This window comes from Ruegeria atlantica (assembly GCF_013032505.1).
Lineage (GTDB): Bacteria > Pseudomonadota > Alphaproteobacteria > Rhodobacterales > Rhodobacteraceae > Ruegeria > Ruegeria atlantica_F.
In genome coordinates, this window is record NZ_WQCG01000002.1 from 450,852 (window position 1) to 462,888 (window position 12,037).

Here is a 12,037-nt window from a genome sequence, read left to right on the forward strand (position 1 = left end):
TGCATGCCACAAAACCACTTAAAAATAAAGGATTTTCACGTCATTCCGGCACCTGCGTGCGAACCGAATTCGAATGGCTGTCTTCCTCGGGATCGGGAAGACGTGGACCGGCAGATTTCAGACCAATATCACGCATGCGGAAATTGCCTTCGATGATGTTGCGGAATGCACCGCCTGTGATTTCCTGGTCTACCGCAAGCAGTGCTTTTTCGACGCCGAAATAGCTGAGGATGTCCGCGTCGAGCCGGTCCCACGTATCGGCCAGATAGGTTCCCAGATAGTCGCGTGCTTCGAGCAGAGCAATGCGGAAGCCTTCGGGATTCTCAGCGTAGCGGCTATCAAAAATACCTTGCATAACCTCGCTGTACTCCGGTGAGTCCTCAAGCTGGTCGGACAGGTGTTCTTCTTCAGCCGAGATCAGTCCATGCACCAGTAGGCGTTCGTGATAAATGTCCACGAATATGTCAAACATTGCGCCGGTTAACGGTTCCGACAGGTCATGTTCGCTGGACCATCCTGCTGCAAACTCGGCCATGGAGCGTGTGTTTGCGGCAATCCGGATCTGCGCGTTTTCACCCAGTTCCGCAAACCGGTTCAATCGATTGAACGTGTACAGATTTCCCCGCGTGTTTTTCAGCAGCGCTTCGACAACCGATCCAAAATGCAGCGAGGCAAGCAGGGCAACCATATCAGCCGCGGATTCGTGGAATCCGTAGTACTCGCCCGACGCATCCCCGTCTGACGGCATACCGATCACGCTATAGATAATGGCATGGCCGATCTCGTGGGCGACCACGTCAAAGTTCAGGCTGTAGGGGCGGTACTCGTTTCCATGCTCATGCGTGCCGCCTGTTTCCAGAAATCCCCAGCCAATATGGGCGTTATCCAGGCTGGGCAGCAGCGACAGCTCCAGCCGGTTGAAATCGCGTGCGAAATGCCATGGGATCGGCCGGTCGAAATACCCTTGCCAAACATCCATTGTAAAGTGAGCTGATCCGAACAAATGCGCCGCCTCAAATGAGGGATCCGACGGGGCAATATGAAAGAAGTTCCCTAACTCATCAGGCATCGCGGGCGGTTGGATGTATCCGTCCCAAGGCGGCAGATACATACCCGGTCCATTTGGCCCGGGGACAATGGCGCCGTAAGGTGTGGTTTTGCCGACAGGGTTTACAGTGTACATGCGTGGGCCGGATGGGCCCGGTCCGATGCTACCCTGCGGAGCCGAAATCTCAACCAGTTCGGGTTGAGCACCCGGCTCCAGAAATGGCGATTGCGGGTATAACAGGAACCGTGTGCCGGGTTCGTCGTTTAAAGACTCATGTGCATTCATCAATCGACCCTTCGTGCCTGACGGATGCCGCCTTGCCATGGGAGGCCCCCGCGCCAGAATTCCTGCCGCAAAACAAAAACTCAGCTTCGATAAGATCATCAAGCGCCGCACGCCCGGTTAGGCCAAGCGAGATCGCATAGCTGTCAAGGTTATCCGGGACGTCCGTGCCAAGACGATTTTCAAAGTACCACAAAACCATACGCAGGCGATCCGCCCCCGAGACGGGGCCATTCACAACGGCAGCATTACTCTTGGCGACTGCCCGATCTCGCAGCTCGACATATCTGCCGGTTCGTTTCAGCTCGGCCAGCAGTGGCCCGTCCAACTGGCGTAAACGCGCGGCGACCGCCGCATCGATCCGGGCGGCATCCGCCAGCATGTCTTCATACCCCGCGAGGTTCAGATCATTCGAATCCAGCCATTCCATCAAATGTGCTTTATGAGACAATCCTGCTTTGGCCCTGTGGTCCGTCATTTGCCGGATCAGGGTTTCGCGATCAGGTTGCTGATCCTGCACGGTTGCTTCTTCCTGCGCGATAACGCTCAGCACCGCCCGGTCGCGTAGCTCGGAATAAAGTTGCGGGTCCAACCTCAATTCGTCGATCACGGCATTGTTTTTGACCACGTCGGAATCGATGCGATTGCGTAACTGTTTCCAAACCAATGTCGGTTCCGTCCGGGTAACAGGGTTTGAGGGTAGGGTGCCTTGCGACAGGCAATCCGCCATTAGCGCCAGCATCGTGCGGGCGTCATCTGCCTTGGCATCAACTTGGTTCTTCGGCAGCCAATCCAGAAAGGCCTGAACTCCAGGCAGTTTGTTTACTTCTTGGCCGATGTCTTGCCAGATGCGGTGCCGGTAGTGTTTGGATTTAGCATGCTCAAGAATTTCAGAGGCACTTTCAGCAGGTAAAATCCCTTGCGCCTGTGCCTTTTTTACAGTGGCCCGGATGGAAACCATCGGTGTGCTGAGCGGCTGATACCCCAACTCTGCCGGGCTGTGCAGAACTGCGACCTCATCGTCATCCTGTAAAACGCCACTTAGGTAATCCTCAAAGATCCCGCCAACACCGATCATTCCGAAATCGACCAGTTCCGCGGCGCGCAGAGCGCCCATGCTGGCGCTGCCAAAAACCGGTATCCCTTGCTCCATCGCCCACAAGATTTCTTTGTGCCAAACCGAGGGCACACCTTCGAAGAACCCATCTATGATCCCGATGGCTTGCGGCTGGTTCCTGGCTACACGATAGACATCGCCTTGCTGAACAGGGGGAAGGACCACAGCGTCCAGATATGCCTTGACCTCTTGTGAGGGCAGGGTAGGGCCCACAAATACGACGACGGTCATGCGATTTCGCCCCTGATCTGCAATGCCCTTGGGCCCGGCAAATAATCCGCGTCGTCGTGTGGCGCTTCCAAGCCCGGGATAACCGCCCTAACCACCGAAAGATCGTATTCGGGCCGAGAAAGATCCACGATCACGATTTGAGAAATCCCGACGGCCTCTAACCTGTTCGACAGCAATGCCAGATCGCCTTCAAACGTCTCTGTTGAATGCGTCGGGCAGTCCCGAAAACTCACTGTCGGGGCGGCGTCGTCAATCAGATTGCGAACATACTGACAACGCTCCGATTGTGCATGGTCGGTGAATTCTTCTGGGTCCAGATCATCACGCGCACCAGAGATATAGGTTAACCGTGTCTGGGCGGCCTCAGTCACAGCACGCAGCAAAGCTATTGCGCGGTCCGGATGGCAACCATCGCCAATGCCGATATGGCCGGGTTGCCCGCCGGCTTCGCAAATTACGCAGCGAAAACTGGCAATTCCGATATCCGACGTGGTGTTCCACAACCCGATTTCCAGATCTGCAGTCGTTACTTTTTCAATAGCTGACTGACATCGCTCGTCGTCGACTGTGGCGGGATCAATGCGTGCTGTCGTCGTTTGATGTGACCACAGCGTCGTTGCGTCCCGCTCGATCAATTCGCAAATTGCGTGGCAACTCGCTTCGGCGACATTATTGCCCGAAGCCAGGCCGTTCGTTGTTCTGGGAAAGGCACGTTGTCCAGCCAGCGGAGCGGAAGTGTAGTCGGTATCCACCATCTCAAGAGGAACCCAGCAAGAGCTTTGGCCGTTCAAATCCCGACCTTCGACCCATAACATGTTTCCGTTCGGATCAAATTGCGCGCCGGCAACCCGCGGAAGACGGTCCACATCTACAACGGCCGCTTCAGCAATCAGTTCTGTATATCTGGCTAGCCGTTGCGGCAGTCGCACGCGTTCGGCATGCCAGGATTCAATCGCCTCCATTACGCCTGAAGCTTGAGCTGCTTGCAAAGACAGCCCTTTGCCAAGCGACACCGCAACAGACCGGGAGTTTGGTCGAGCAACCATGACTGTTGGCAAGCCAATCCGATCCAGACCGGTCAGATTCGCGATCCTTGTTATGCCCATTTCCCGAAGAAAAGGTTGCACTATCCTTAAGGTTTGTCCGGGTTCGCGCAGTCGGTGAGTATCATGCACGTAGGTCTTTTGTGAATTATCGGTCATTTCATCGACCTTGCCAAAAAAACGTGCAAGTTAGCACAATACAAGAAGCTATAGGTAGATAGGATGGTAGATGATCCCGCGCGGGTCAACCTTGCTGGTTTCTTGTAGGGATCAATAAACTTGGTTGTTGGTTTTTGAAGTTCGTTTTTCCAATCGACTGGTTACACGGTATTTGAGTCTGTAGCCGGAAAGCTGTCGAGTACGAAAACGGTGAGATCGAGTTTTTTGGAGACTTGTCTCGACTGGAACTCAATAACTTAGCGTTTCCGCAATTATCGCCAGATTGCCGGGCCTTGACACTCATGCTTCATACGAGAATAAAACATTTATTACAAAAGTTTAGGTAACTTACTTAAAGTGACAAATTGCGTTCAATAGTGACACCATCGGCTTTGCGGTTGTCCAAGGCTAAACCTTTCTTGTTGAACTATGAAGGCACCAAGATCATCGGGGCTCAAAAGTATCGATCACGAGACATGATTTGGAACGCAGGGAAGGGGTTGGTTTCTTGTTTTTAATAGCCTTCATACTCAGGCTTGTACCCAACGCCGACGCCAAGAAAGTAGCCCCAGTTTTCACCGTCGTCCTCTTCATCACCGAAGCCGCCAAAGCTTTGTTTGGCGGCTGGAAAACCATCATTGAAGCAGCAGCCGCACTTGTATTGGCGCGCGAAAAACCTTCAGGCTTATATCTTTCCTCAGTTTGAATTTTGTGTTGCCTGGAACATGAAGGCTAAGTGTCGCCAATGATTGTCGCTCAAACGGTAAATTGAAATAGATATTCAAATGGCATCCATCTTAAAATCCTATCAGATGAGAGACTAGGGGATGTCCATTCCATTACATCCGTTTGCCCGTCATGACGGATTGGTGGGTTAAGCAATACAGATGTAATGATAGCGTAATTTGCGTGTCGTATTCAAAGCGCCAAAAACTAGAGCTTTCCGTGCATAAATGGCTGCAGGCCAATATCACCAAGAAATGCGTATAGGCGACATTGCCCAGACCATTGTCGCTTCTTTCTCTGTCTTGTTGCGAAATCGGTGCGCGATCATTGATGGATAGGAAAAGCTATCCCCTTCGCGCAATGAAATGACCTCGTCCCCGAGACATAGCTCAACTTCACCGCTTAGAACGATGGCGTGTTGCTCACCTTCGAATGAATACCCTTCCAGCGGCTCGGGCGGCTCTCCTGCACCGGGGCGGAACCTTGATAGGATCAAATAACAATGGCCGGACAATGTGCTTGAAAGCAATTCGTCCTCAAAGCCCAATTCATCTGTTGAGCGCGTGTACATCGCTGACAGTGCCCTACGGTTCTCGCGGCGCACGACGTGCTTTCGCTCCAGCGGCCCGTCGCCCTCCTGTTTGGGAAAGAACCAATTGGGGTCAACCGCAAGCGCATCGCTGATTTCGCCAAGCAGGTCTTCTGATACTTTGGCCGTCCCAAGCTCAATCCTGCTGAGATAGGCTTTGGAACACGAAACCGACTCGGACAGGAGTTGTAGCGTCAGTCCACGCGCCTTGCGGACTTCGCGAATTTCACTGCCGAGCCTTTGGGCATCGGTCTGAGACACGTCTTTTTCCATGTCTTTGAGATAAATGATTGTGGTTGACTTTTCGAGTGCAAATCAACTTAGTTGAAATACGGGAAAAAAATCAACTGATTTTCTACCGGCTGGGAGGATACTATGCGCTTTGATTTGATTGCCAATTTTAGTCCCGGTGAGACGATTCCCTGGAAGCGCACGCTAGAGATGATCCTCGAACAGTGTTCGCTGGCTGAGCAGGCGGGTTTCACAACTGCGTGGTTCACTGAGCATCATTTTGCCCATAACGGGTATATGAATGCGCCACCCAACCCGATCCAAATGGGGACCCACGTGGCCGCGCATTGCAAGAAACTTCGGGTCGGAACAGCCCCCATCATCCTGCCCGATTGGCATCCGCTGCGCGTCGCCGAAGACGCCGCGATGCTTGATAACATGTCGTTGGGCCGATTTGATTTCGGCGTCGCCAAGGGTATCAACGAACGCTCGACCATCCAGTTCAACAAGGATGCAGACCGGCGCGACAATGCCAAGGTCATGCGGCTTTTTCAGGAGAGCCTTGAGATCATCCTGAAAGCCTGGACCAACGAGGCGTTCACCCATCACGGTGAATTCTATCAGTTCCCGGTCCCCGGCTGGAAAGAGGGCAACCGGTTCTTTGACCCTCTGGATCCGCGTTATCACGATGAAGATGGCGAATACAAAGCGATGTATGTGCATCCGCGCCCCTATTCTAATCCTCATCCGCCGGTCTGGCTGATGTCGAACGCACCACCCACGTTCAAATTGGCGGGCGAGCGCGGTTGGGGTGTGGTCTCGATGGCAGCTGGCCGCAAGGCGACGCTGGCCTGTTGGGAACCCTATCGCCAAGCCTTGTCGCAACGCGAAGGGCGAGAGGTGAAGCTTGGCGAGCGTGTCGGTGTCTGCACGGCGTTTTATGTTGGCGAAAGCATGGAAGAAGCAGTGAACACGATCCGTGGTCCGATCAATGCCTACTATGAATTCCTTGGCGGGTCGCGCCCCAAGGGGGAATGGACCAAGCACGGCTATCTGGACGTGGGCGAAGAGATGACGCCCGAGGATGAAGATATGGACTGGTTCGATTTCCTCAACAAACGCGGGATCATCGTGGTGGGCGACGCTGAATATGTTGCGGATCGGTTTGCGGAACGGCAGGAAACCATCGGCCTCGATCACCTCATGCTGATGCAGCAATATACCGGTGTGTCGTACGAAAAGATCCTCGCCAGCTGGCATCGTCTGTTCGAGCATGTTGTTCCGAAATTCGGCACACAATCCATCGCCCAGAAAAGGATGCTGGAACATGCTTGAGATATGGGGGCGTCCCTATTCGTCGAACGTCATTCCGGTGATCTGGGCAGCGAACGAGCTGGGGCTGGACTACACACTGCAACTGGCCGGGGGCAGCTTTGGCAAGCTCGACACCGAAATTTATGCGCAGATCAATCCCAACAGGATGATCCCGGCCATCCGAGATGGAGACTTTGCGCTGTGGGAAAGCCTCGCCATCGTGCGCTATCTCTGTGACCGGTACGGCGCAGGAACGCTCTGCCCGTCCGACATTCAGGCCCGTGCGATAGCGGATCAATGGATGGAGTGGTCGGCCAGCCGCGCCTTTGGGCCCGTGATCTACCTGTTCTTTGCAACCGTGCGCACTCACCCTGATCAGCGCGACCCGGAAAAGATAGCCAAGCTGCGCGACGAAGCCCATGACGCCCTGACCATTCTGGATCAGCATCTCGCGGACAAAGCCTATGTCTGCGGGGACAACTTTACCATGGCGGATATTCCCTTGGGGTGTGTTGCCTATCGATATTTCAACGTCGAGGTCGCCCGCCCGCCCTTGCCGAATGTCGAGGCTTGGTATCAGCGGCTGGCGGAACGCCCCGCTTATCAGGATCACGTTATGCGCCATTTCGGGACAAACCCTGATGAATGGGCTGCGCTGGAAAAAGCTTGTGCGTACGAAGGGGTGCTCTGATGGATGTCCGGGACTATCGCCGCGCACTTGGCACCTTTCCGACGGGTGTTACCATCGTAGCCGCCTATGACGAGAACGGAGAACCGTGGGGCCTAACCGCCAATTCATTCACTTCCGTCTCATTGCAGCCGCCGGTGATCTCGGTCTGTGTCGCAAAATCAGGCAGGGTCTTTCCGACGTTGTCGAAATCGGATCATTTCGCGGTCAACATCCTGTCGACCGAGCAGAAAGACCTTGCGATGCACTTCGCCAGCGATGTCGAAAACCGGTTTGCCGACACTGAATGGATACCTGGAACCGTGACGCCCTTGATCCCCGGTGCCTCGGCGCACTTGGAATGTACGGTCCACGGCAGGGTCGACGCAGACGATCATGAAATCCTGTTGGGTCGCGTCATCAACTACACCCACGTGGGTGTTCCCCCACTTGTCTTTTGCCAAGGTGCGTTCTTCTCCGCGCCGCAATTAGAGGTTTAGTATGAGCGATCACCTGACTTATCACACCCGCTTCAGCCCTGATGAGTTCGACGCACAATACAACCTGCGGGCCGGACGACCGGACTATGAAATCACTGTAATTCCGCGTTGGAGTAGCAACAGCGAGTCGGCGCGCGCCTCTACCGATTGCAGCCTCGATATCCGCTATGGAGAAGGCGAGAAACAAAAGCTGGATGTCTTCCGTTGTCAGGATGCGGATGCGCCGACGCTGGTTTATGTGCACGGCGGCTACTGGCAGCGCGGCGACAAATCGGTCTACAGCTTCATTGCACCGCCCTTTGTCGCGTCGGGTATCAATGTTGTTGTCATTGGCTATGACCTGTGCCCATCGGTAACCATCACGCGTATTTCCGATGAAATCCGCGAAGCGATTGACTATATCTGGCGCAACGCGCGCGATTTAGGCATCAATCCAGACCGTATCACAGTGATGGGCCACTCGGCTGGCGGCCATATCACCCAGATGATGATGGCGACCAATTGGCCTGCTTTCAGAGCAGATCTTCCAGCAGACCTGATCAAATCGGGCATCCCGGTTTCACCGCTCAGCTACCTCGAACCAGTGCGTCTGACGGAGGCGCTCAATTCCGGCATCCGGATGACTCCGGAAGAGGCCGAGGCCGAAAGCCCGATGACCAACCATCCCCCGGTTACAAATGCACCTCAGCTGGTTGTTGTTGGTGGCGCGGAAACGGATGAATTCCACCGTCAAGCGCGCATGTATGTCGAAAAATACGAGACCCAAGACCGCCAAATGGGCCTCTATGTTGTGCCCGACGTTGATCATTTTGACGAGTTGAACACGCTTGTTGACCGGACAAGCCCCTTCTTCAAACACACATGCAATATGCTTCAAGGAAAAGGACCGCACACATGACCGCTTTGACCCGAGATCTTGTCGACTCTGTCGGAGATGCCTTCAACGCCAACGACATCAACGCCGTGATGAAGCATTTCGCCGAGGATGCTACCTTTGACCATGCGGTGGGCCCCGATGAGCATGGCGTTCGGCTTGAAGGTGCCGCCACGATCCGAGCCGCTTTCTCTGCGCTATTCGAAAAAGTTGAAAAAGTACATTGGGAAACACTGGACTGCGCAATTTCTGGTGACAAAGCCTATTGCGAATATCGGCGAACTGCGACGCATAAAGATGGCACGAAGGAAGAATTCCTGAGCGTTGACATCCTGACTTACCGCGATGGGATGATCGTCCACAAAGACACGTATTACAAACAACGGACAAGCTGATCGGTCGACGCTTAATGCGACCGGACTTTCGGCAGTTTTGTCAGAGGGCCCCGTAGTTTGGACAAGTCTAATCAAGAGCGGGCTTAGTGAGACAGACGATCAGCTGGAATTTCTCGGGGTCGCTTCACGCCGAGCACGCGTGACTCAAAACCTGATCGGTACAAGTTTTGCTGTCAACCACAGTGCTGCGATAAGCAGGGCGTAAGTCGAAACAACCCACATCGCAGCGTTTCTAAAGGGTAACCTTTTCATTTCCATGTGACGATGACCTGCCATTTTGTGGTTATCCTGACCTGCCATCTTGTTTTGTTCCGGTGAAACATGGCCGAGCGCAAACGCCGGGCCATCAGCACCGGGGAGCGTCATGCAGCCGTGCTTCAGCTGGTTCGCCACCAACCATCGGTTTATCGGAAAAGCGATCACCGCTCCGACAACGGTGGCAAGGCTCATGCGGAACCAGAATTGTGGGGTAAGAGGGTCATCGGACCCCGGCCAAGCGGCCGCGAGCAGGACCATTGTCGGGATCATTCCTGTCATAACCATGTTCATCGAAACCGTTTCCGCAAAAAACGTCTTTCGAACGGCTTGTCCGTAGCTTCCGAACATTGGCATCATCATTAACGCCTGGAAGATGAACAAACCGGACACGAAACCGAAGACGTATTCGATCACGATATCCCATCCATTTGAAACGTGAAGAAAATGAACCAGCGTTGCAGCAACAATGATGCCCGTGGCATCACCAGCGACGCAATGCATCTCGCTGTTGATACCTTGTTTCCAAGTGGCGCGGGTATATTGATCGTGACCTCCTGGGAAAGGGCGACGGCACGCAAGAAGGTAGAAAAACAAGCCAATCGGACCAGTGTACAGCGTTACAAGAATCCACGCCGCGCGCTGAACCCAACTTGTCACACCGTTGCTGATCGAATCCCAGACGACAAACCCCACGCTGGCACCCGTTAACAGAAACCACACGAGCATTGCACCGTTCAACATGTCAGTTCCCTCGGTCTGCTAAAAGATGGCAGTTAACAATTTAATCAATTGATAATGCAGCCGTTTCCATAGGGAATCCCCTATCTGCATCGATTGGGCCGACCATTGTTTCGCGCGACCTGATTACCCCATCGCAAAAGATTGACGTTGCAATCGTCCCGGTCGATCAGAACTTCGATCAGGCAAAGTCCGTCATGGTCCAAGGCCGTGTTGATAGCATTGTCCAACTCACCTTCAGTTGCTACCTTACATCCCCAAGCTTTGCCCTCCCCGGCGCTGAACACGTCGATCAAGCCAGCGTAGTCCCAATTCTTGATTGTGTTGTAGGGGCCGTCGTGGATCTCAACTTCGATTGTGTAGCCGCCATTGTTGATCAGGAAGATAATCGGCTTCGCGTCGTACCGGATCATGGTCGAGATCTCTTGGGCGGTAAGTTGGAACGAACCGTCTCCGATGCACGAGATCAACCGACGTTCTTTGTTACCTAAAGCATATCCCAACGATGCGCCAACGGACCAACCAATGGATCCATATTGCATTTGTATCTCAAACCGCGTGCCCTCGGGAAGGTCGATCTCCATTCCATTGAACCAGGAATCCCCTGTCTCAACGAGCAGCGTGCTGTCCTCATCCAGCATCTTTTGAACACGTGCAAAGAGTTGGCGAACGGTCACTGGTGTGTCAGGTGCATTGGGTTTTGGTAAGCTTTGCTGGGTTTTGACACGTTCGAAAGCCGCCATGGCACCATTGTTGGGTGTCAGCTTGTCAGCCAATGCATCCAGAAACTCATCCATTCGGACATTGCTGAAGTGAGTTTCGCCAAACTGAATGGACGTCGGATGCACCTTGACCGCTTTGCCAGGATCAAAACCAAGTTGGTGACCTGTAGTGGTGTAATCGGTGAAAACAGGTCCGACAAACAACAGCCCATCTGCGGCGTCAACAATTTCCCCGCAGCCCGGGGTGCTTACAGGTCCCCAGTATATTCCCATGAAATTCGGGTTTGATTCAGTCAGGAAACTCTTGGCATTTGGCATCGATGCCTGTGCGTAATCACAGGCGGCGGCGAGATTGCGCAACGACCGCTCTGCCTGACCAGCCCGCACTTTGCTTCCTGCGACAATCACGGGCCGCTCTGCCGAATTCAGGAACTCTGATACTTTGGCTACCGCGGCCGACAGTGTGTTTGGATCGCTGTTTGGCTGTCTTGCAAAACTGCGGGGTACAGGCGCGGACGTAGCCGCACCAGCGATGTTCGAGGCGATTTCAATATAAACCGGTTTGCGCCGAAGCATTGCAGTGTCTATCGCCCTATCGATTGCGACAGGGGCAAGCGAAGGATGATGGATTGTGACGGCCTCAGCAGTAACACGAGCAAACATCTCGCGCTGGTAGTCATAATCAACCTCTCCAAGTGTATGATGCAAGTATTCCCATTCGGCCTCAGAATTTGTGTTCGGCCCACCTGAAATCGCGATCAAAGGGAGGTCCTCGGCATAAGCACCTGCCACTGCATTCAACAGGCTCAAACCGCCGACTGAATAGGTTACGACGACCGCGGACGGACCTCCCGCGGCACGTGCATACCCGTCTGCCGCATAACCGGCGTTTAGCTCGTTGCAGCAACTGATCATTTGCAGATCTTTATTGCTCAGCAACTCATCCAGCAGCACCAAGTTATAGTCACCGGGAACGACAAAATAGTTTTTTATTCCAGCCTCTTGCAGTCTTTTTGCCAAATACGATCCGACGGTCCAGTGCTCAGTCGTCATGCCAATGTTCCAATTCAAGTTGTTTAATGAACTGGGCACATCCTATTTGCGAAAACTGGATTTACAAAATCGAGAGAGTTGAGCGCATGT

12 protein-coding genes are annotated in these 12,037 nt (G+C 53.7%); 6 read left to right on the forward strand and 6 right to left on the reverse strand.

What is annotated here, in order from left to right:
• Positions 1 to 40: 40 nt before the first annotated feature.
• The 3 genes from GOW92_RS09165 to GOW92_RS09175 are packed head-to-tail and all read right to left on the reverse strand — an operon-like array spanning position 41 to position 3,880.
• Positions 41 to 1,333 (reverse strand): hypothetical protein, encoded by a 1,293-nt coding sequence (locus GOW92_RS09165; protein ID WP_170560073.1) that lies wholly within the window; start codon positions 1,331 to 1,333, stop codon positions 41 to 43.
• On the reverse strand, positions 1,320 to 2,678 hold the full coding sequence (locus GOW92_RS09170; protein ID WP_170560074.1) for a TfuA-like protein: 1,359 nt from the start codon (positions 2,676 to 2,678) through the stop codon (positions 1,320 to 1,322). The genes GOW92_RS09165 and GOW92_RS09170 overlap by 14 nt, the downstream gene beginning before the upstream one ends.
• The gene (locus GOW92_RS09175) at positions 2,675 to 3,880 is read right to left on the reverse strand and encodes a YcaO-like family protein (protein WP_170560076.1); all 1,206 of its coding nucleotides are present in this window, start codon (positions 3,878 to 3,880) and stop codon (positions 2,675 to 2,677) included. The genes GOW92_RS09170 and GOW92_RS09175 overlap by 4 nt, the downstream gene beginning before the upstream one ends.
• 481 nt (positions 3,881 to 4,361) lie before the next feature.
• Here GOW92_RS09175 and GOW92_RS09180 point away from each other — a divergent pair, with 481 nt between their 5' ends.
• Positions 4,362 to 4,586, forward strand: a complete 225-nt coding sequence (locus tag GOW92_RS09180) for a hypothetical protein (protein ID WP_170560078.1) — start codon at positions 4,362 to 4,364, stop codon at positions 4,584 to 4,586.
• A gap of 264 nt (positions 4,587 to 4,850) precedes the next feature.
• Here GOW92_RS09180 and GOW92_RS09185 read toward each other — a convergent pair whose 3' ends face one another.
• On the reverse strand, positions 4,851 to 5,456 hold the full coding sequence (locus tag GOW92_RS09185) for a helix-turn-helix domain-containing protein (protein WP_170560080.1): 606 nt from the start codon (positions 5,454 to 5,456) through the stop codon (positions 4,851 to 4,853).
• 114 nt (positions 5,457 to 5,570) lie between these two features.
• On the opposite strand from GOW92_RS09185, the gene GOW92_RS09190 reads away from it, so the two are divergent.
• The 5 genes from GOW92_RS09190 to GOW92_RS09210 are packed head-to-tail and all read left to right on the forward strand — an operon-like array spanning position 5,571 to position 9,176.
• Positions 5,571 to 6,761, forward strand: coding sequence for an LLM class flavin-dependent oxidoreductase (locus GOW92_RS09190; protein ID WP_170560082.1), 1,191 nt, complete (start codon positions 5,571 to 5,573; stop codon positions 6,759 to 6,761).
• Entirely contained in the window at positions 6,754 to 7,431 is a 678-nt protein-coding gene (locus GOW92_RS09195) for a glutathione S-transferase family protein (protein WP_170560084.1), read from the forward strand. Before GOW92_RS09190 ends, GOW92_RS09195 begins: the two co-directional genes overlap by 8 nt.
• On the forward strand, positions 7,431 to 7,907 hold the full coding sequence (locus GOW92_RS09200; protein ID WP_170560086.1) for a flavin reductase family protein: 477 nt from the start codon (positions 7,431 to 7,433) through the stop codon (positions 7,905 to 7,907). Before GOW92_RS09195 ends, GOW92_RS09200 begins: the two co-directional genes overlap by 1 nt.
• A gap of 1 nt (position 7,908) precedes the next feature.
• A complete protein-coding gene (locus GOW92_RS09205) occupies positions 7,909 to 8,805 on the forward strand; it encodes an alpha/beta hydrolase (RefSeq protein ID WP_170560088.1) in 897 nt (298 codons plus the stop codon).
• Complete coding sequence (locus GOW92_RS09210; RefSeq protein WP_170560090.1) at positions 8,802 to 9,176, forward strand: nuclear transport factor 2 family protein; 375 nt, start codon at positions 8,802 to 8,804, stop codon at positions 9,174 to 9,176. The genes GOW92_RS09205 and GOW92_RS09210 overlap by 4 nt, the downstream gene beginning before the upstream one ends.
• Positions 9,177 to 9,320: 144 nt before the next feature.
• Here GOW92_RS09210 and GOW92_RS09215 read toward each other — a convergent pair whose 3' ends face one another.
• Both GOW92_RS09215 and GOW92_RS09220 read right to left on the reverse strand, forming a co-directional pair.
• On the reverse strand, positions 9,321 to 10,175 hold the full coding sequence (locus GOW92_RS09215) for a DUF4396 domain-containing protein (RefSeq protein WP_170560092.1): 855 nt from the start codon (positions 10,173 to 10,175) through the stop codon (positions 9,321 to 9,323).
• Between the two features lie 80 nt (positions 10,176 to 10,255).
• The gene (locus GOW92_RS09220) at positions 10,256 to 11,947 is read right to left on the reverse strand and encodes a thiamine pyrophosphate-binding protein (RefSeq protein ID WP_170560094.1); all 1,692 of its coding nucleotides are present in this window, start codon (positions 11,945 to 11,947) and stop codon (positions 10,256 to 10,258) included.
• Positions 11,948 to 12,037 lie beyond the last annotated feature (90 nt).